Source organism: Yersinia massiliensis CCUG 53443 (assembly GCF_000312485.1).
Classification (GTDB): Bacteria; Pseudomonadota; Gammaproteobacteria; order Enterobacterales; family Enterobacteriaceae; genus Yersinia; species Yersinia massiliensis.
In genome coordinates, this window is the sequence record NZ_HE997650.1 from 133,993 (window position 1) to 153,720 (window position 19,728).

Consider the following 19,728-nt stretch of genomic DNA (forward strand, 5'->3'; position numbering starts at 1 on the left):
TCCATGTCATAAGCCCAAGTCATATCCAACCGCTAAACTTGTAACCAAAAAGTCACTGGACCATCGTTGACTAAGCTGACTTTCATATCTGCTGCAAATAATCCCGTTTCAGTTTTTACACCACGCTCACGGCACTGAGCAACAAAATACTGATAAAGCCGATCCGCTTCTGCGGGTATTGCACCTTGGGAAAAGCTCGGCCTCATGCCTTTTTGGGTATCGGCAACCAAGGTAAATTGTGAAACCACCAGCACACTGCCCCCTGCTTGCTGGACGTTGAGATTCATTTTGTCATTCTCATCACCAAAGATACGATATCCCAACACCCGCTCACATAAACGTTGTGCTTTTTGCTCGGTATCCCCCTGCTCAACACCGAGTAATATCAATAGTCCTGGGCCAATCTCACCCACAATATTCCCATCAACCACCACATTGGCGCTGAGCGCCCGTTGAATCAACGCAATCATAAGGCCCTACATCTCCTGACTCTGGTTCTCTTCTATCTTCGTTTTATGGCGCAGTGCTCGATACTCGCTCAAAGTGACCGTAATTTCCGCTCCCAGTAACACGATGCACCAACTCCAGTAAACCCAGAGGAATAATATGGGAATTACGGCTAACACCCCGTAAATCAACTGATAGGAAGGGAACAGGGTGATATACATCGTGAATCCTTTCTTCCCTAGCTCGAAGAACAAGGCGGCAACCAATGCACCAATCAGCGCGTCGCGAGCAGGCACCCTGACGGTGGGGACCACGCTGTACAATAACCAGAAGGAAACCCAGGAAATTAATAACGGAAACAGCCGTAATATCTCATCAATCATGCTGTCGACTTGTGCATTCGCTAACCATTGTAGCGATAACAAATACGAACTGATTACCATGCTGGCACCGACCAAAATTGGCCCTAGCGTCAAAACCATCCAGTAGACCGCGAATGAAAACACCAGTGAACGCTGAGTCTTACTGCGCCAAATCTGGTTTAACACACTGTCCACCGAGTAGATCAGCAGTAGTGCAGTCACAATTAGCCCACAGGTGCCGACGACCGTCATCCGGTTTGAGTTCGCGACAAACTGCTCAAGATAATTTTGGATGATATCGCCTGTGGCGGGCATAAAATTGGCGAAGATGAAGGCTTTCAATTTTATGCTGATATCCGCAAACATCGGAAAAGCGGCGAATAATGCAAAAACGACCGTAATAAGCGGCACTAGCGATAGCAGCGATACATAAGCTAAATGGCCAGCAAGCATCGTTAACCCATCTTTATCTATTCGGGTGTAAAGCATTCGCCCAAATGTGATGCAGGGCTTTAAAGGGGTGGTTAAGCGATAACGCAGAGAATTTGCCATGTTCGTCTCTCAGTCAACACGATCTGGCCCAATGTTGGGTTAGCGTGATCACTAAGGCTAACCCATTCATGGTTGGATGAAGAACTTATCAGGAAAAATAATCAGGAATGACCTTTCGGTCAGTGACATGGATAGCGGTAATCCCTTCGATTCTCGCTGCCACAATATTCGCTTCAACATCGTCAAAGAACACGGCTTGTTCCGCTGGGATATTTTCCGCTTCTAATACGTGGTGATAAATCCTGGCTTCCGGTTTACGCATACCCAGATCTTGAGACAAATACATATGATCAGCCGCCGCGGCAACTTCAGGGTAGTGTTGTGGCCAGTGGTTGCAATGCAGCCGGTTAGTATTGGATAGCACCACGACCCGATGCCCATCCTCGCGCAGCTTATGCATAATTTTGATCACTTCAGGGCGCAACGCGACAAATACCGCCTGCCATCCCTCAGCAAACTGTTCAAAACTGAGGGCCACGCCCATTTCGTCACAGAGTTGACGGGCAAAATCTTCATCACTGATTTCCCCTCGCTCATGTTGCTGGAACACCTCGCCCATGGTAAAGCGCTCACTCAATGTCGCCAGTGGCACACCGCTTAATTTACTCCAGACACCCAACACGCGTTTAAAGTCGATATCAACAATCACATTCCCTAGATCAAAGATATACAGCATGGCGCTCTCCCAATTAGATGGTGAGTTTCACTGTATCGGGAAAAGGTTAGGCTGAACAGGGAGAGGAAGAAAAAGGAGGGTTCAATCAGAAAAAATAAAATATTGCAGTGAGGGAGTGAATCCCGATGAGCTTACATCAGTAAGTGATTCGGGTGAACGAGTGAAGCTAACACAGCTGCAGCTTCAAGGACGAAGAGGATAAGAACTCAGGGCGCTTTCGGCGCCCTAAGAACAAAGAAGAATTAACCTTCTTTAGGACCGCGACCTGCACGCTTACGATCGTTTTCCGTCAGATGACGCTTACGGATACGGATTGATTGCGGGGTCACTTCAACCAATTCATCGTCATCGATGAATTCTAGAGCCTGTTCCAGCGTTTTCTTCAGGAAAGGAACCAGAGTGGTTGCTTCGTCAGTACCGGATGCACGCATGTTGGTCAATTGCTTACCGGTCAGACAGTTTACAGTCAGGTCATTAGAACGTGAGTGAATACCGATGATCTGGCCTTCATACACTTCTGTACCGTGACCGATAAACAGTTTGCCGCGGTCTTGCAGTTTGAACAAGGCGAATGCGACTGCTTTACCTTGGCCGTTAGAGATCAGTACGCCATTTTGACGTTGGCCGATTTCGCCCGGACGCACATCATCGTAGTGACTGAATGTGGAGTACAGCAGGCCAGTACCTGAAGTCATGGTCATGAATTCAGTACGGAAGCCAATCAGGCCACGGCTTGGGATCATATAGTCTAAACGAATACGACCTTTGCCATCTGGAACCATGTCCTTCACATCACCTTTACGCTCACCCATGGCTTGCATGACTGAACCTTGGTGCTGTTCTTCGATGTCCAATGTGACGCTTTCAAATGGTTCTTGATGGCGACCGTCGATAACACGGTTGATAACTTTAGGACGAGATACAGCCAGCTCGAAACCTTCGCGGCGCATGTTTTCGATCAGAACCGACAGGTGAAGTTCACCACGGCCAGATACGCGGAATGCGTCAGCGTCTTCAGTTTCTTCAACACGCAGTGCAACGTTATGGATCAACTCTTTATTCAAGCGGTCAAGGATCTGACGTGAAGTCACGTACTTACCTTCTTTACCACAGAACGGTGAGGTGTTAACGCAGAAGTACATGGTCACTGTTGGCTCATCTACAGACAGTGCTGGCAATGCTTCAACAGCATTCACGTCACAGATAGTGTCAGAGATGTTCAACTCGCCCAGACCAGTGATAGCAATGATGTCGCCCGCTTCAGCCAGTGTGGTTTCGATACGTTCCAGACCCATATGGCCCAGCACTTTACCGACTTTACCGTTGCGAGTTTTACCTTCGCTGTCGATAACAGTCACTTGCTGGTTAGGTTTAATAACACCACGTTTGATACGGCCGATGCCGATAACACCCACGTAGTTGTTGTAGTCCAACTGGGAGATTTGCATCTGCAACGGACCGGTGCTGTCTACGTCTGGCGCAGGCACATGGTCAACGATTGCTTGATACAGCGGAGTCATGTCTGCCGCCATATCATTGTGATCTTCACCGGCGATACCCATCAATGCAGATGCATAGATGATAGGGAAGTCCAGTTGTTCGTCGGTAGCATCCAAGTTCACGAACAGGTCAAACACCTGATCCACAACCCAATCAGGACGCGCGCCCGGACGGTCAACTTTGTTAATTACCACGATAGGTTTCAGACCATGAGCAAACGCTTTTTTGGTCACGAAACGGGTCTGCGGCATCGGGCCATCCATTGCGTCGACGACCAGCAGCACAGAGTCAACCATAGACATTACACGCTCAACCTCACCACCGAAATCGGCGTGTCCTGGGGTATCCACGATGTTGATGCGGTAGTCTTTCCAGTTAATGGCGGTATTTTTCGCGAGGATGGTTATCCCACGCTCTTTCTCCAAATCGTTGGAGTCCATTACACGTTCAGTTGCTTCAGTACGTTCACCGAAAGTACCAGATTGTTGTAGCAACTTATCGACCAGGGTAGTTTTCCCATGGTCAACGTGCGCAATAATGGCGATGTTACGCAGATTCTCGATCACAGCTTTTTTGCCTCAGGCATTTAGAAATAGCGCGCTATTGTACACGTAATAAGCGAGGGACTAAACAAGATCACAAACTTCTCTTATAAACAACCTAACGGCGGTTAGTTTGTGATCCCTTTCACGGTGCAAAAATAGCCTTTCGGCCCATTCTTGCACCATTATAGTGCTCAATGGCGCAAATGAAGCACCAGAACAGTGCAATATTGCTATCCTGGTGCATACTGACTATCAGTAGACCCCATATGATATGGCATAAACGGGGGGTTTGGAAAGTTGGCATAGATTTCGCAATGTATTTTAGCATGATTCGTTAGCGCGAATAACTGTACGAAATAAATAGTGACAAGTTTGCTGTTTTAAGTGATACCAAGGCCACAACCCTATTAGTAATACACGGTAATCGTTCCACGACGACGACTATGACAAATCCAGGAGATATAAGTATGTCCGCTGAACATGTTTTGACGATGCTGAATGAGCACGAAGTAAAATTTGTTGATTTGCGTTTCACCGATACCAAAGGTAAAGAACAGCACATCACCATTCCAGCTCATCAAGTCAACGCTGACTTTTTCGAAGAAGGCAAAATGTTTGATGGCTCCTCGATTGGTGGCTGGAAAGGCATTAACGAATCCGACATGGTACTGATGCCAGACGCCAGCACCGCAGTTATGGACCCGTTCTTCGAAGATTCCACACTGATTATCCGTTGTGACATCCTTGAGCCAGGCACCATGCAAGGTTATGACCGCGACCCACGTTCTATCTCTAAACGTGCTGAAGATTTCCTGAAATCTTCAGGTATCGCTGATACCGTGCTGTTCGGGCCAGAGCCAGAATTCTTCCTGTTCGATGACGTTCGTTTTGGTAGCAGCATTCGTGGCTCCCACGTTGCTATCGATGATATCGAAGGCGCATGGAACTCAAGCACTAAATACGAAGGCGGCAACAAAGGCCATCGTCCAGCAGTGAAAGGCGGTTACTTCCCAGTACCTCCGGTCGATTCTTCACAGGATCTGCGTTCTACCATGTGTTTGACCATGGAAGAAATGGGTCTGGTGGTTGAAGCGCATCACCACGAAGTCGCAACAGCAGGTCAGAACGAAGTGGCTACCCGCTTCAACACCATGACCAAAAAAGCTGACGAAATTCAGATCTACAAATACGTGGTACACAACGTGGCACACGCATTTGGTAAAACAGCGACCTTTATGCCAAAACCAATGTTTGGCGATAACGGTTCAGGAATGCACTGCCACATGTCTTTGTCCAAGAACGGGACTAACCTGTTTGCTGGCGACAAATACGCAGGCTTGTCTGAAATGGCGCTGTTCTACATCGGCGGTATTATCAAGCATGCTAAAGCAATCAACGCCTTGGCTAACCCAACGACTAACTCTTACAAGCGTTTGGTCCCAGGCTACGAAGCACCGGTCATGTTGGCATACTCTGCCCGTAACCGTTCAGCATCTATCCGTATCCCTGTGGTTGCGAGCCCGAAAGCACGCCGTATTGAAGCGCGCTTCCCGGACCCAGCAGCTAACCCATACCTGTGCTTCGCAGCACTGCTGATGGCTGGCCTTGATGGCATCATCAACAAAATCCACCCTGGTGATGCGATGGACAAAAACCTGTATGACTTGCCGCCGGAAGAAGAAGCAGAAATTCCAAAAGTTGCAGGTTCACTGGACGAAGCAATGGCTGCATTGAACGAAGACCGCGAGTTCTTGACCCGTGGTGGCGTGTTCACTGACGACGCTATCGATGCTTATATCGAATTGCGTAAAGAAGAAATGGACCGCGTTCGTATGACTCCGCATCCAGTTGAGTTCGAACTGTATTACAGCGTTTAATTTTCAGTTTTAGCTTTAGTTTTTTGTTGCCGTGGAAACTTTTGGCCCATCTTTAGATGGGCTTTTTTCTCCACCTTTCAAATAGCTAATCAATTATACCCAAGGTCATTGAATTCGCGCGATAGCCGTGAATGTCGATGATAAAGGGTATTGATGCACCTAAAATGTGCAGGAGTCTGCGTAATGGCAACAGGCACGCTGCCCGATGCTGGGCAGATCCTTAATTCTCTCATTAATAGCATTCTGCTATTAGATGACTCTCTGGCGATTCATTATGCCAACCCTGCTGCGCAACAACTGCTGGCGCAAAGTTCTCGTAAACTTTTCGGTACACCCCTCCCTGAACTATTAGGCTATTTTTCCCTGAATATCACTTTGATGCGGGAAAGTCTGGAGACTGGGCAAGGTTTTACCGATAACGAAGTGACGCTTGTTGTTGATGGCCGCGCGCATATTTTGTCACTGACGGCACAATCACTGCCGGAAGGTTTTATACTGCTGGAAATGGCACCGATGGATAATCAACGTCGGCTAAGCCAAGAGCAATTGCAGCATGCACAGCAGGTTGCAGCCCGTGATTTAGTGCGAGGGCTGGCTCACGAAATCAAAAATCCATTGGGTGGCTTGCGCGGAGCCGCTCAGTTATTGTCCAAGGCTTTGCCTGACCCAGCGTTGCTGGAATACACCAAAGTGATCATCGAACAGGCTGACCGTTTACGTAATTTGGTTGACCGTCTATTAGGTCCACAACGGCCCGGTCAGCATGTGACACAAAGCATCCATCAGGTCGCTGAACGAGTCTGTCAGCTCGTCTCGCTGGAAAAACCCGATAATGTGACGTTAATTCGTGACTATGATCCGAGCTTGCCGGAGCTGGCCCATGATCCAGACCAAATTGAACAAGTGCTGCTGAATATCACCCGCAATGCATTACAAGCATTGGGAGAAGCGGGTGGCACCATTACGCTACGCACGCGCACCGCTTTTCAGGTCACTCTTCACGGCATGCGCTATCGTTTAGCAGCAAGAATTGATATTGAAGATGATGGTCCAGGTATACCAACGCAATTACAAGATACCGTTTTTTATCCGATGGTAAGTGGTCGCGAAGGCGGTACGGGCCTTGGCTTATCGATTGCCCGAAATCTTATCGATCAACATTCGGGTAAAATTGAATTTAACAGTTGGCCGGGACACACCGAATTCTCGGTTTACCTGCCTATTCGCCAGTGAGGTTTCTATGCAACGAGGGATAGTCTGGATCGTCGATGACGATAGCTCCATCCGCTGGGTGCTTGAACGCGCACTGACAGGAGCCGGTCTGAACTGCGCAACATTTGATACCGCAAATCAGGTGTTGGATGCCTTGGCGACTCAAACCCCAGATGTGTTGTTGTCAGATATTCGTATGCCTGGCATGGATGGATTGGCACTGCTAAAGCAGATTAAGCAGCGTCATCCAATGCTTCCGGTCATCATAATGACGGCACATTCTGATTTAGATGCTGCGGTTAGCGCCTATCAGCAAGGTGCGTTTGATTATCTGCCAAAACCTTTTGATATCGATGAAGCGGTCGCTTTGGTTGAACGTGCCATCAGCCATTATCAAGAGCAGCAGCAGCCCGCACGTAGCCAGCCCGCCAGCGGCCCAACCGCTGATATTATTGGTGAAGCACCGGCGATGCAGGACGTTTTCCGCATCATTGGTCGGTTGTCCCGCTCATCAATCAGTGTATTGATCAATGGTGAATCAGGGACCGGTAAAGAATTGGTCGCCCATGCATTGCACCGCCATAGCCCGCGCGCGAAAGCGCCTTTTATCGCCCTGAATATGGCGGCTATCCCGAAGGATTTGATTGAGTCTGAGCTGTTTGGCCACGAGAAAGGCGCGTTTACCGGTGCTAATCAGGTGCGTCAGGGCCGCTTCGAGCAAGCTGATGGCGGCACACTGTTTTTAGATGAAATCGGTGATATGCCGCTGGATGTGCAAACTCGTCTGTTGCGGGTACTGGCTGATGGGCAATTCTATCGGGTCGGGGGTTATGCACCGGTTAAAGTCGATGTGCGTATCATCGCTGCAACTCACCAAAATCTCGAATTACGGGTTCAGGAGGGGAAATTCCGTGAGGATTTATTCCATCGCCTAAACGTCATTCGGGTACATTTGCCGCCGCTACGTGAACGCCGTGAAGATATCCCGCGTCTGGCTCGCTATTTCTTACAAGTGGCCGCCAAAGAGTTGGGCGTGGAAGCCAAGAACCTGCACCCTGAAACGGAAGTCGCGCTGACTCGCCTACCTTGGCAGGGTAACGTTCGCCAACTGGAAAACACTTGTCGTTGGCTAACCGTAATGGCTGCTGGGCAAGAAGTATTGATCCAAGATCTTCCCTCTGAGCTGTTTGAAACCAGCACGCCAGATGCTTCTGGCCAGCGAACACCGGATAATTGGTCAACGCTGCTGGCGCAATGGGCAGATCGTGCACTGCGTTCAGGTCATCAAGATTTATTATCAGAAGCACAACCCGAGATGGAACGGACGCTGTTAACCACGGCATTGCGCCACACCCAAGGCCACAAGCAGGAAGCAGCACGCCTGTTAGGCTGGGGCCGCAATACTCTAACGCGTAAGTTGAAAGAACTGGGGATGGAATAGGAACGAGTTGTTGGAGACCCTGCTGCTGGTTCGACGTGAAGACCACCCTCAATACTGAGGGTGGCTTTTATCATCAGATCACGCGGGAGAACTGTTGCTTGCGCGCCTGTTTACGTAGATAGATATCAAAACACATACAAATATTACGAATGAGTAAGCGCCCACGAGGTGTGACTCGAATACCCTTTTCATTCCGCTCCACCAGCCCATCTTGCTCAAAGGGCGCTAGTAGCTCAAAATCTTCGGCAAAATAATCCGCAAAACGAATACCATAATGCTGTTCAATCGGTTGATAACTGATTTGGAAATTACAAATCAGTGTTTTAATCACATCACGGCGTATGCAATCATCTTCAGTCATCGTCAGGCCACGCCACAATGCATTGCCTCGTTGTTCCACGCAGGCATAGTAGGTTTTCAACTCTTTTTCGTTCTGCGCGTAACTGTCGCCCAACATGCTGATGGCTGAAACCCCTAAGCCGAGTAAATCACTCTCGCCTTGGGTGGTGTAGCCTTGGAAATTGCGGTGTAACTTCCCCTCACGCTGTGCGATAGCCAGCTCATCGTCTGGGCGAGCAAAATGATCCATCCCGATAAACTGATAGCCGGATTCGGTTAAGAAACGGATGGTGTGCTGCAAAATATCTAACCGCTGTTCTGCACTGGGCAAATCTGCATCTTTAATTTTGCGCTGCGCGGCAAACAGACTCGGTAAATGGGCGTAATTGAAAACGCTTAGGCGATCAGGGCTTAGCTCCGCCACTCGTTTGAGGGTAAATGCAAAACTCTCAGGTGTTTGTTTGGGTAAACCATAAATCAAATCGATATTGGTTGAGTTGAAGCCGAGAGCTTTAGCCCGCGCAATCAGAGCAAAAATGAAATCTTCGTCTTGCTCACGGTTAACCAAGCGCTGAACTTCTTTATTGAAATCCTGCACCCCCATGCTCAGGCGGTTAAAACCTTCAGCACGAAGATGATCGAGCACATCCAGCTCAATTTCACGCGGGTCCACTTCAATCGACTGCTCCGCACCGGGCAGGAAATCAAAGTTATCTCGCAGCAGATTCATCAGGTGGGTGATTTGCGCTTTATTCAGATAGGTGGGCGTACCGCCGCCCCAATGCATTTGGCTGACCTGACGGCCGGCGAACAACACGGCGCGCTGACGGATCTCTTTTTCTAAGACCGCCAGATATTCATCCGCTTTATGTTGCTGACGCGTCACCAACTTATTGCACCCGCAGAAGTAACAAAGCTTATGGCAAAACGGAATGTGCACATACAGCGATAATGGCCGCTGCGGGTAACGTTTTACCGCTTGCTGAAAAGCCGCTTCATTATAATCTTCTTTGAACTCAAGGGCTGTAGGGTACGAAGTATAACGCGGCCCTGAATAATTATATTTTTGAATCAGGGATAAATCCCAAACTATCGCGTGCTCAGACATGCTCATTCCTTCCGATATTTGCGCCTACCGGGCCGATTAGGGGGCAGATGTTTTCGTTGTCTGGCCGCAGTAGCGCTGCGCAAACGTGATCGACGTTGCGACAGCCGCCATAGTTTACCCAATAACCACAATAGATAACATGTTAGTAGTAGGGCTATTGTCGGAATGATCCACTGCATCGCTTAAAATTTGTCGTTTGGGTTACCGCCTTTCAGCAATTTCAAAATGTCTTCCGGCTTTTCTTCTTTCTCTTCGTCATCTTCATCGTCGCCCAGCTCAATACCCAATTGCTCCATCAAGACATCAATGCGGTCCAACGTCAAATCAACGTAAGCCTGATCTTCTTTGCTCAATACTTCGTCGTTATCCAAACGATCCAGCAATGCATCTAGACGCTCATCATTTTCCAGCTTAGAAAGTTCTTCTTCTGGCGTCAGGCGAGGTTTAGCTTCGGCTTTTGCCGCCGGTTTAGCGGTTGGCTTGGCTTTTACCTTGCTATCAACCACCAACGGGACAGGCACTTTGCTGCCTAAACGCGGATCTTTTTCTTGAGACTGAGTTTGCCCCTTCTTATTGCTACCCTCAACGTTGCTTCTCGCACCTGAGCGATTGCCACTGTGTTTTTTCTGACGTTTACGCTCACGCGCTTCAAGATCAAGCTCTACGCGGGTCTTTTTAATGCGCTTTGGTGTGCCAGAGCTTTTCGGGCCTGCAATATTCGCGCGTGGTGCTTTAGTTGGCTGCTTCATAACCTGTGCTCTTAATGAGTATGGAATTGGATTGAGTATATACCCGTCAACTTAAAATATATTGGGTATCGGATTGGGCCGGAATCTAGCAGAAAGCAGAGAAAGAAAAAAGGCGGCAGATTAACCTGTCGCCTTTTTTCGCACCTTCTGCGGAAGGATATCCTTACAGCGCATCCTTGCACTTACATAACGTCCCGGTTTCTCCATCCTGCAATACGCCATCCTTACCGTTCCCCCAACCTTGGAGGCAACTCATCCGGCGCTCCGGCCTGCATCCTTGAACATCCTTTTACATTCGCTCCGTGTATCATCCTTGGCTCATCGTATATCCATTACGTTCCTTAAGCATCAGCTACTCATCCTAAGTGAATTTGCTCCTTGCCAGCACATCCCGCGCAACTAGAAAACAAACAGTCGTTTGTTTTTATTCAAAAAAATATCTACAAGAGAAATAGTTCTTGGTAAGAGTAGCTCAATTTTAATAAAGACTTTCTTAACAATTCCTCAATGATAGGCTATTAACTTTCGCGACAATGACCGCCAACTCACAAAAATGGCAATTTCATCGGGAAAAATAAAGGGCTGCAAAATTCCAATACGCTTACCTTGATAAGTGATGCAACGAGCGTAAGCAACCTCTCTTGTGGCACCAAGTTCGAAGGGGAAAGAAGATAAACCCCCTTTTTTGGTCCTGATGCAGTTATAATCGCCCGATGTAAGCTATCTCTCACGGAGACGACAAATTTTGACTATTAGAAACTATAACTACCACATGACACATTTCGTCATCAGTGCTCCGGATATCCGCCATCTACCACGTGATGAAGGTATCGAGGTGGCATTCGCTGGCCGCTCAAATGCCGGTAAATCTAGCGCACTCAATACGTTAACTAACCAGAAAAGCCTGGCTAGAACCAGTAAAACGCCAGGTCGCACCCAGTTGATTAACTTATTTGAAGTGGTTGAGGGTGTACGTCTGGTTGACTTACCGGGCTATGGTTATGCTGAAGTGCCAGAAGAGATGAAACTCAAGTGGCAGCGCGCGCTAGGGGAGTATTTGCAGAAACGTAACTGTCTGAAAGGGTTGGTTGTGTTGATGGATATTCGCCACCCACTGAAAGATTTGGATCAGCAGATGATTACTTGGGCTGTTGCCGTCGGCACGCCTGTTCTTCTATTACTGACTAAAGCAGATAAGCTGGCATCCGGTGCTCGTAAGGCACAACTGAATATGGTACGAGAAGCCATTGTTCCTTTTATGGGGGATATTCAGGTTGAGGCTTTCTCATCATTGAAAAAGATTGGCGTCGATAAGTTGCGGGAAAAACTTGATACTTGGTTCAGTGAGATCCCACCAGAAGTCATGATTGATGAGTATGACGACCAAGACGAGTAACACATCCCACCGTAAAAGTTAAATGGCGCAGACAACAGTCGGATCGTAAAAATACCGTCTGCGCTGTAAAAAGAAACTCACAACGACAACAATTATCTCAAGCTGCGACATGTTTGGTGCGAACGCTTTACGCTTCGCAATGTTCCTTTCAGACTGAAATTTCGCCTATTTTGTTGCAAAAGCACAATAAAAAACGCCCCAGTCAACAAGTGACTGGGGCGGCTAATATTTAGCCAAATCCGATTACGTGAAGTAAAAGGTCTGAAAGATAGAACATCTTACCTCTGTACCCTACATCTGTAACTCTACATCATTTTTTCGCGGGGCAAAAGAATTTTTTGTTGTATAGTTACACAAATTGGCACGATTCAGCGCACATAAACCCAGAGATATTGGCACTAAATGTAGCTTAATTACATAAAGTGCTTTATTTATCATCACTTACCCATACAGCTAGTGGGCCTGATCCCAATTATCACCAACTCCGACATCAACCTTCAATGGCACCGCCAGTTGCATACTCTGCTCCATCAGCTCGCGGATTTTCTGCTCAGCACTTTCCAATACACTTTCATACACTTCAAATACCAATTCATCGTGTACTTGCATGATAACCCGCACCAAAGGCTCAGATTCTTGCTGCAACCAAGCATCCACCGCAATCATCGCTCGTTTGATAATATCGGCAGCAGTTCCTTGCATTGGCGCATTGATCGCTTCACGTTCAGCAGCCTTACGACGAGTGGCATTACGTGAGTGAATATCAGGCAGATAGAGGCGGCGGCCATCCAGAGTAGTGACATAGCCTTGGTCCGCAGCTTGCTTGCGAGTGCGCTCCATGTATTCCAGCACACCAGGGTAGCGCTCAAAGTAGAGGTCCATATAACGCTGTGCTTCACCACGAGGGATATTCAACTGCCGCGCTAAACCAAATGCGCTCATGCCATAAATCAGGCCAAAGTTAATGGCTTTAGCACTACGACGCTGCTCGGTTGTCACGTTTTCCAACGGCAAACCAAAGACTTCTGCCGCTGTCGCGCGGTGAATATCCTTCCCAGCAGCAAACGCGGCCAGCAATCCTTTATCTTGTGACAAATGCGCCATGATTCGCAGCTCAATCTGCGAATAGTCGGCCGCCATGATGCGGTAACCTTTTGGCGCGATAAAAGCCTGACGTATACGACGCCCTTCTTCATTGCGCACCGGAATGTTTTGCAGGTTAGGATCACGGGATGACAAACGCCCAGTGGCCGTTACAGCTTGATGATAAGAGGTATGAACCCGGCCCGAGGCGGGGTTAATCATCAACGGCAATTTATCGGTATAGGTTGTTTTCAGCTTTGCCAAACCACGGTATTCGAGGATGACTTTTGGCAGGGGATAATCCAGCGCCAGCTCCGCGAGCACTTCTTCATTAGTGGACGCCGCGCCGCCTGGCGTTTTTTTCAAAATCGGCAATTTTTGTTTTTCATACAAAATCACCTGCAGTTGCTTAGGTGATGCCAAATTGAAAGGCTCTTCGGCCAGCTCATGAGCCTGTTTTTCCAGCTCATCGAGACGAAGCGTGAGCTCTTTGGAGTGCGCTGCCAATATATTTTGGTCAATCAACACTCCGGTACGCTCAATACGGGACAACACAGGCAGCAATGGCATCTCAATATCTTGGAACACTCGCTTCAAGCCATCACTTTCCTGCAATTTTGGCCATAGCACCAAGTGCAACTGTAGGGTGACGTCGGCATCTTCAGATGCGTATGGCCCAGCTTGCTCCAATGCAATTTGGTTAAACGTTAGCTGATTCTTTCCTTTACCAGCAATCTCTTCAAAAGTGATGGTCTTATGATTGAGATACCGTTCCGCCAAGCTATCCATGTCATGACGTCCTGCAACACTGTTTAGAACATAAGATTCCAACATGGTATCAAAAGCGATACCACGCAGATCGATGCCATAACGCGCGAGCATGCTTTGATCAAACTTGAGGTTTTGGCCAACTTTAAGCGCTTTTTCATCTTCCAACAGCGGTTTTAGTGTCGCGAGCACCCAATCACGATCGAGCTGTTCAGGGGCATCAAGATAATCATGCGCTAACGGCAGATAAGCAGCCTCACCCGGCGCGACAGCAAAAGACAGACCAATCAAATTGCTGCTAAGAGTATCGAGGCCATCAGTTTCAGTATCAAAGGCGAAGACTTCCGCTTTTTTCAAGCGTTCAATCCAATCCGCTAAGGATTTCTCATCCAAGATAGTCTGGTAATTATCTTGCGATAATACAGCCGTCACTTCAGCAGCCGGTGCCGCCTCTGCTGCGACGAACGCTTTATTGTTGCCCTGCCCTGTTGGTTGCTCTTTTTTACCGTCTAGCCATTTACCGGCTTCGACATCTGCCAACCAACGCTTAAATTCGTAACGGGCGAATAGCTGATGTAGCTGCTCATCATCCGGTGAAGAAACGGTCAGTTCATCGCAGGTCACCTCCAGTTCAACATCCGTTTTAATGGTGGCAAGTTTATAAGAGAGATAAGCAACATCTTTATTTTGCTCTAACTTGGCAGACATCGTTTTTGAGCCACGGAATGACAACGTAGAAATCTTATCTAAATTACTGAAGAGTGCATCCAACCCACCCAGACCTTGCAATAAAGCCTGCGCTGTTTTTTCGCCGACACCTGGCACTCCTGGAATATTGTCCGATGAGTCACCCATGAGGGCGAGAAAATCAATAATCAATTCAGGAGGAACGCCATATTTTTCGCACACTTCCTGTGGCCCTAAAATAGCGTTGTTCATGGTATTAATGAGAGTGATATTCGGCGTAACTAGTTGCGCCATATCTTTATCACCCGTACTAATTAATACAGCATGACCGGCTTTCTCAGCTTCTTGTGCCAAAGTACCAATGACATCATCAGCCTCTACGCCAGAAACCACTAATAAAGGCAATCCCATCGCCTTCACCATTTGGTGGAGTGGCTCTATTTGCGACCGTAAATCATCAGGCATAGGAGGGCGATGAGATTTATATTCCGCGAAAAGCTCGTCACGAAACGTTTTTCCTTTAGCATCAAAAACAACAGCAACATGGCTTGGACGATATTGCAGCAACAGACTGCGCAACATGTTCAACACGCCATACATCGCACCTGTTGGTTCGCCACTGCTATTGGTCAGCGGCGGGAAAGCATGGTAAGCACGATAGAGGTAAGAGGAACCGTCAACGAGGATCAATGGGTTTTCTGCAATCTGGGCCATAGAGTTTCTTCATCTTTATTCAGCAAGGTCTGACGCTAAGAATGCCATAGCTAGCGGCAAGAGACGAATCTTAGCGTCCATTCTTGTGCGAAATAGAGCATTTTTGTGTGAAGATCGTCAAGATCAATCCTGTGGATAACTTTGTGAGTAAAAACATGTGCAGATTATATTTATTCGCTACCTGCGGTGGGTCGCCTTATTAAATCCATTATTATCATTAAGTTATAATTATAACCTTATTATTTTACTGTCATTTTTTCTTTATCTAAATTGTGGATATTACTTATTTAGTTATCAACTTAAGATAAATAATTTTCACTTATTAGTGACCCATCTTACGTCTTTTTTTATTACTCACAACTTCACAAATCTAGCGTTTCTACATCAGAAATATCCATCCCAAGATATCGCTGATATAGATAAAAAAACTGAAAGTAATACTGAAAAATATAGATGCTAGGCATTCAGGTACGTCACCTGTGATCTTAGATAATATGATGATTTTACGGCATAGAAAGAGGTAGAAATGAAAATCGCACTACAGTATTGGTAATGAATAACTAAAATAGGCGCCAACATAAAGCCAGCGCCTATTTACGTTTATTTACTTTTGAGTCAATAAAAACTTAACAACATCCGCATACTGTTTAGCATAATTTTCCATTGAACTGGTATCCATGCCATCATTCTTAATCATATATTTGCCATTAACAAACATTGCAGGAACACCGCGTAATTCTAAATCTTCAGCTGCTTTTTGCTGCTGAACAACGAGTGATTTCACCACAAAGCTATTTAATGCCGCATCATAATCTTCGCCACTCACACCCGCTTTGATAAAGACATTACGGATATCATCAGGAGTCTGAACTGTTTGGGTTTTCTGCACACCTTCAAACATCAGTGGGGTGATTTTATCCTCAACGCCCAATGCCATGGCAACAGCCCATGCCTGAGTCAGTTGTTTGCCCAATGGGCCAAGGAACTCAACATGATAGCGGGTCATTTTTGTCCCTTCTGGCAGTGCTTTTTTTACTGTCTCAGGAACATGATAAATCTCTTCAAACTGGTAGCAGTGTGGGCAATAGAAAGAGAAAAACTCTAAAACCTGAGGCTCACCCGTTACTGGTTTGTTTAACGTCTGGTACTGAGTACCATCAGTAAATTGCGCCGCTGATGCACTAAATGCCATCACCATGCCAACGAGAGCTAACCAAACATTTTTCATACTATAACTATCTCCATTATCTATCTTAGCTTTAGTGCATTAATTTGCTTCAGTACATTCATTTGCATCAGTACATTGGCATCAACTGCAAAGGGGGTGCCTGCAACAGCTTAACCTGCTCTGTAAATAGTTTAGTCTGTTGTAACCAAAAATCAGACTCCGCCATCCACGGAAAGCTTTTAGGGAATGCTGGGTCCTGCCAACGTCTGGCGATCCAGGCAAGGTAATAAACCATCCGCATCGCGCGCAAAGGTTCAATCAGTGCAAGTTCTCGTGAATCAAAATCAGTGAACTCACTATAAGCCTCCAGCAATATATCTAACTGGATTAATTGCTCACTGCGTTCACCATGTAACAACATCCAAAGATCTTGAATAGCTGGGCCATTTCTGGCGTCATCTAGGTCAACAAACATTGGCCCATCACGCCATAAAATATTACCCGGGTGGCAATCGCCGTGTAACCGTAGTGGCTGCCAATCGGTATGCCAATATTGCTTGATGGTGCTGACCAATAGATCTGTCACTGCCAGAAACTTATTACGCTGTTTTGCGGGCACTAAGTTGCTGCTGGCCAACAACTGGCGTGGTTCAGTTAGATATTCGTCGATACTGATCGTGGGGCGAGTAACAAAAAGTTTATCGCGGCCAACTTGATGAATCCGGCCCAAAAAGCGCCCAACCCACTCTAACTGATCAAGATTATCCATTTCATACTGACGCCCACCGACACTTGGAAACACCGTAAAGAGAAAACCATTGTGTGTATGCAAGGTCTGCCCATTTAGCAACAGTGGGGCAATAACAGGAATTTCTGACTCTGCCAATTCAAGCGAAAACAGATGCTCTTCAGTTATTTGTTCGCCACTCCAGCGCTCAGGACGATAAAACTTCACCACGTAGCGTTTACGATCTTCGTCCATAAACTGATAAACACGATTTTCGTAGCTGTTAAGTGCAGTTAATCCTGAATCTACTCGTATCTCTACCCCTTCAAGGGCATCCATAATGAGATCAGGAGACAACGTCTGAAAATTAAAAGCAGAGCTGTTCATAACAACATTCAATCTATATAAGTGACAGCGACGCGCTGAGAATAAGAAATAGTATCATCAAAGCCCTATCTACGCGGATAAGGAGTATGACTAATCTTTAATGACACCACGCGCACGTAATATGGCTGTTTTAAAATCTTCTTCGAAGTCCTTTTTCAAACCGGGTATGACTTCTGTCGATGCTGAGCCACGCATTTTCAGATGATAAATAAGAATATCGTCTGTTAGATCTGAAAACTCACCTTCAAAACCAGCTTCTGTTGCCAGTTTTTGTAAGAATTGTACTAAATTCAAATCCGGCTCTTGCTGCCAGGCCGGATGCAAAAGCTCAATCAGTTCATTAACACGATGACATTTCATAGCAAATTTATCCTGTTCAAAAATATGCAGACAAAGTAGCAGGGATATTCACACAGGGAAAGGGAGGCTACTGTCAATAAAAGTAAATCCTGACCGATCCTCTATTTAACGATACAATTCTGCCGTGAGTTGAATATAGCGGAGAGGTAGCAATGCAGCCCAATATAACAGGCGTTATTCTTGCTGGAGGTCGTTCATCCCGAATGGGGGGGAACGATAAAGGACTTATTCTTCTTCATGGTAAACCGCTGTTTCAACATGTTTTTGACCGATTAAAACCTCAAGTCGATGAAGTCATCATTAACGCTAATCGTCATCAGGCGTTGTATCAAGTCAGTGGCATACCCGTCATAAGCGATATCATTACCGGCTTTGTCGGGCCGCTGGCGGGGATGCATGCAGGATTAAACTATTCACATACCGAATGGGTAATATTCGCTCCCTGTGACGTTCCTATGCTTCCCTCAAATTTAGTTTCTCAACTTTGGCTCGGGAAACAGCAAGCACTGGCAGCTTATGTTCATGATGGTGAACGAGCACATCCAACATTGGCTTTAATGCATGTGAGTTTGAAGCCATTCCTAACGGAGTTTTTGGCAAAAGGCGATCGTAAGTTAATGATATTCATGGAGAGCCTACATGCGCAACCTGTGATGTTTCGTGAACAAGCCGGCCAATTCAGCAACCTAAATACTCCCGCAGATTGCGAGTTATGGGAACAAGGTAAAGGAGAGATGCGATGAACCAAGGGATACCACCGCTATTAGGCATAGCTGCCTATAGTGGCACAGGAAAAACAACATTACTGAAAAGCTTGATTCCCTTACTGTTGCAGCGACAAATTCGGGTCGGTTTAATCAAACATACCCACCACAATATGGAAATTGATACTCCTGGGAAAGATAGCTACGAGTTACGCAAGGCTGGAGCTCATCAGACGTTAGTTGCAAGTGATTGCCGCTGGGCATTGATGACTGAAACACCCGAACAATCTCCCTTAGATCTGCACTATCTTGCCAGTCGCTTAGACCCCTCGACGATTGATTTAATCTTAGTTGAAGGATTTAAGCATGAGCCGATCAGCAAAATAGCACTTTACAGAGAAGCTGTGGGTAAGCCATTTGCCGGCTTGATTGATGAATACGTTATCGCGTTGGCAAGTGACACTCAGGTCGAGAGCACGGTCGAGCAGCTAGATATCAACCAACCAGAAGAGATCGCTGCTTTCATTTGCAGTTGGCTAGAAAAAAACAGGCATAAATAATAAGTGGTGATCGAGTACTCGTAGTCTCGAACTATTCTCTATGCATAAAGTGTTTTTTCAAACTGATGGCATCATAGTTTTAAATCACGGCATAAAAAAAGCCCTCTGCTGTGCAGAAGGCTTTTCTTTTGACTTTGACCCATAGCAAAAACCCCACGCTTTTGGCATGAGGTCTCGGCTTATTTGATGCCTGGCAGTGTCCACTGTATTCGTCTCATCTTAAAGATGAGTCTCACCCCTAACGGGGCCAGCGCAAGCGCTGTTCAAACTGCATGCGCAGTTTGTCGCATGTCATGCTCGAATAGCACTCCACCAAAACCATAAACAAAAAAGGCCACCCGTTAGGGTAGCCTCTTTTGTTTATTT

17 protein-coding genes are annotated in these 19,728 nt (G+C 46.8%); 6 read left to right on the plus strand and 11 right to left on the minus strand.

The features are described from left to right. Positions 1-32 precede the first annotated feature (32 nt). The 4 genes from dtd to typA form a co-directional block, all read right to left on the minus strand. Positions 33-470 (minus strand): D-aminoacyl-tRNA deacylase, encoded by a 438-nt coding sequence (gene dtd, locus BN68_RS20690; protein WP_019213097.1) that lies wholly within the window; start codon positions 468-470, stop codon positions 33-35. A gap of 6 nt (positions 471-476) precedes the next feature. Beyond that, a complete protein-coding gene (locus BN68_RS20695; RefSeq protein ID WP_019213098.1) occupies positions 477-1,361 on the minus strand; it encodes a virulence factor BrkB family protein in 885 nt (294 codons plus the stop codon). Between the two features lie 88 nt (positions 1,362-1,449). Beyond that, entirely contained in the window at positions 1,450-2,037 is a 588-nt protein-coding gene (yihX, locus tag BN68_RS20700) for a glucose-1-phosphatase (RefSeq protein ID WP_019213099.1), read from the minus strand. A gap of 242 nt (positions 2,038-2,279) precedes the next feature. Further along, complete coding sequence (typA, locus tag BN68_RS20705) at positions 2,280-4,103, minus strand: ribosome-dependent GTPase TypA (protein WP_019213100.1); 1,824 nt, start codon at positions 4,101-4,103, stop codon at positions 2,280-2,282. Positions 4,104-4,549: 446 nt separating this feature from the next. Between typA and glnA the strand changes: the two genes are divergently transcribed. From glnA to glnG, 3 genes are all read left to right on the plus strand, one after another. Next, positions 4,550-5,959, plus strand: a complete 1,410-nt coding sequence (gene glnA, locus BN68_RS20710) for a glutamate--ammonia ligase (RefSeq protein WP_019213101.1) — start codon at positions 4,550-4,552, stop codon at positions 5,957-5,959. Between the two features lie 183 nt (positions 5,960-6,142). Next, positions 6,143-7,192, plus strand: coding sequence for a nitrogen regulation protein NR(II) (gene glnL, locus BN68_RS20715; protein WP_019213102.1), 1,050 nt, complete (start codon positions 6,143-6,145; stop codon positions 7,190-7,192). A 7-nt stretch (positions 7,193-7,199) separates the two neighbouring features. Continuing rightward, positions 7,200-8,612: a nitrogen regulation protein NR(I) gene (glnG, locus tag BN68_RS20720; RefSeq protein ID WP_019213103.1), complete on the plus strand. Its 1,413-nt coding sequence runs from the start codon at positions 7,200-7,202 to the stop codon at positions 8,610-8,612. A 73-nt stretch (positions 8,613-8,685) separates the two neighbouring features. Here the strand turns inward: glnG and hemN are convergent, their stop codons facing one another. Next, on the minus strand, positions 8,686-10,059 hold the full coding sequence (gene hemN / locus BN68_RS20725) for an oxygen-independent coproporphyrinogen III oxidase (RefSeq protein ID WP_019213104.1): 1,374 nt from the start codon (positions 10,057-10,059) through the stop codon (positions 8,686-8,688). A 182-nt stretch (positions 10,060-10,241) separates the two neighbouring features. After that, the gene (yihI, locus tag BN68_RS20730; protein ID WP_019213105.1) at positions 10,242-10,808 is read right to left on the minus strand and encodes a Der GTPase-activating protein YihI; all 567 of its coding nucleotides are present in this window, start codon (positions 10,806-10,808) and stop codon (positions 10,242-10,244) included. A 745-nt stretch (positions 10,809-11,553) separates the two neighbouring features. On the opposite strand from yihI, the gene yihA reads away from it, so the two are divergent. Further along, the gene (gene yihA, locus BN68_RS20735; protein WP_019213106.1) at positions 11,554-12,204 is read left to right on the plus strand and encodes a ribosome biogenesis GTP-binding protein YihA/YsxC; all 651 of its coding nucleotides are present in this window, start codon (positions 11,554-11,556) and stop codon (positions 12,202-12,204) included. Between the two features lie 229 nt (positions 12,205-12,433). Here yihA and BN68_RS24665 read toward each other — a convergent pair whose 3' ends face one another. The 5 genes from BN68_RS24665 to BN68_RS20755 all read right to left on the minus strand — a co-directional run bounded on the left by BN68_RS24665 (position 12,434) and on the right by BN68_RS20755 (position 18,098). Next, positions 12,434-12,481, minus strand: a complete 48-nt coding sequence (locus BN68_RS24665) for a spot 42 RNA, inhibition of DNA synthesis (protein WP_071892919.1) — start codon at positions 12,479-12,481, stop codon at positions 12,434-12,436. A 176-nt stretch (positions 12,482-12,657) separates the two neighbouring features. Next, positions 12,658-15,456, minus strand: a complete 2,799-nt coding sequence (gene polA / locus BN68_RS20740) for a DNA polymerase I (protein ID WP_019213107.1) — start codon at positions 15,454-15,456, stop codon at positions 12,658-12,660. A gap of 604 nt (positions 15,457-16,060) precedes the next feature. After that, entirely contained in the window at positions 16,061-16,684 is a 624-nt protein-coding gene (gene dsbA, locus BN68_RS20745; protein WP_019213108.1) for a thiol:disulfide interchange protein DsbA, read from the minus strand. Positions 16,685-16,751: 67 nt separating this feature from the next. Beyond that, positions 16,752-17,738 carry a serine/threonine protein kinase gene (locus tag BN68_RS20750; RefSeq protein ID WP_019213109.1) on the minus strand — a complete coding sequence of 329 codons (987 nt, stop codon included), beginning with the start codon at positions 17,736-17,738 and terminating at the stop codon, positions 16,752-16,754. 90 nt (positions 17,739-17,828) lie between these two features. Further along, positions 17,829-18,098 (minus strand): YihD family protein, encoded by a 270-nt coding sequence (locus BN68_RS20755; RefSeq protein ID WP_019213110.1) that lies wholly within the window; start codon positions 18,096-18,098, stop codon positions 17,829-17,831. Positions 18,099-18,250: 152 nt separating this feature from the next. Between BN68_RS20755 and mobA the strand changes: the two genes are divergently transcribed. Beyond that, positions 18,251-18,841, plus strand: a complete 591-nt coding sequence (gene mobA / locus BN68_RS20760) for a molybdenum cofactor guanylyltransferase MobA (RefSeq protein ID WP_019213111.1) — start codon at positions 18,251-18,253, stop codon at positions 18,839-18,841. Continuing rightward, the gene (gene mobB / locus BN68_RS20765) at positions 18,838-19,362 is read left to right on the plus strand and encodes a molybdopterin-guanine dinucleotide biosynthesis protein MobB (protein WP_019213112.1); all 525 of its coding nucleotides are present in this window, start codon (positions 18,838-18,840) and stop codon (positions 19,360-19,362) included. The genes mobA and mobB overlap by 4 nt, the downstream gene beginning before the upstream one ends. The last annotated feature ends 366 nt before the right edge of the window (positions 19,363-19,728 follow it).

Excerpts from the sequence above, each read along its gene's own strand:
- dtd (WP_019213097.1), bottom strand. The coding sequence starts at position 470 with ATGATTGCGTTGATTCAACGGGCGCTCAGCGCCAATGTGGTGGTTGAT.
- BN68_RS20695 (WP_019213098.1), bottom strand. The coding sequence starts at position 1,361 with ATGGCAAATTCTCTGCGTTATCGCTTAACCACCCCTTTAAAGCCCTGC.
- yihX (WP_019213099.1), bottom strand. The coding sequence starts at position 2,037 with ATGCTGTATATCTTTGATCTAGGGAATGTGATTGTTGATATCGACTTT.
- glnA (WP_019213101.1), top strand. The coding sequence starts at position 4,550 with ATGTCCGCTGAACATGTTTTGACGATGCTGAATGAGCACGAAGTAAAA.
- glnL (WP_019213102.1), top strand. The coding sequence starts at position 6,143 with ATGGCAACAGGCACGCTGCCCGATGCTGGGCAGATCCTTAATTCTCTC.
- glnG (WP_019213103.1), top strand. The coding sequence starts at position 7,200 with ATGCAACGAGGGATAGTCTGGATCGTCGATGACGATAGCTCCATCCGC.
- hemN (WP_019213104.1), bottom strand. The coding sequence starts at position 10,059 with ATGTCTGAGCACGCGATAGTTTGGGATTTATCCCTGATTCAAAAATAT.
- yihI (WP_019213105.1), bottom strand. The coding sequence starts at position 10,808 with ATGAAGCAGCCAACTAAAGCACCACGCGCGAATATTGCAGGCCCGAAA.
- polA (WP_019213107.1), bottom strand. The coding sequence starts at position 15,456 with ATGGCCCAGATTGCAGAAAACCCATTGATCCTCGTTGACGGTTCCTCT.
- dsbA (WP_019213108.1), bottom strand. The coding sequence starts at position 16,684 with ATGAAAAATGTTTGGTTAGCTCTCGTTGGCATGGTGATGGCATTTAGT.
- BN68_RS20750 (WP_019213109.1), bottom strand. The coding sequence starts at position 17,738 with ATGAACAGCTCTGCTTTTAATTTTCAGACGTTGTCTCCTGATCTCATT.
- BN68_RS20755 (WP_019213110.1), bottom strand. The coding sequence starts at position 18,098 with ATGAAATGTCATCGTGTTAATGAACTGATTGAGCTTTTGCATCCGGCC.
- mobA (WP_019213111.1), top strand. The coding sequence starts at position 18,251 with ATGCAGCCCAATATAACAGGCGTTATTCTTGCTGGAGGTCGTTCATCC.
- mobB (WP_019213112.1), top strand. The coding sequence starts at position 18,838 with ATGAACCAAGGGATACCACCGCTATTAGGCATAGCTGCCTATAGTGGC.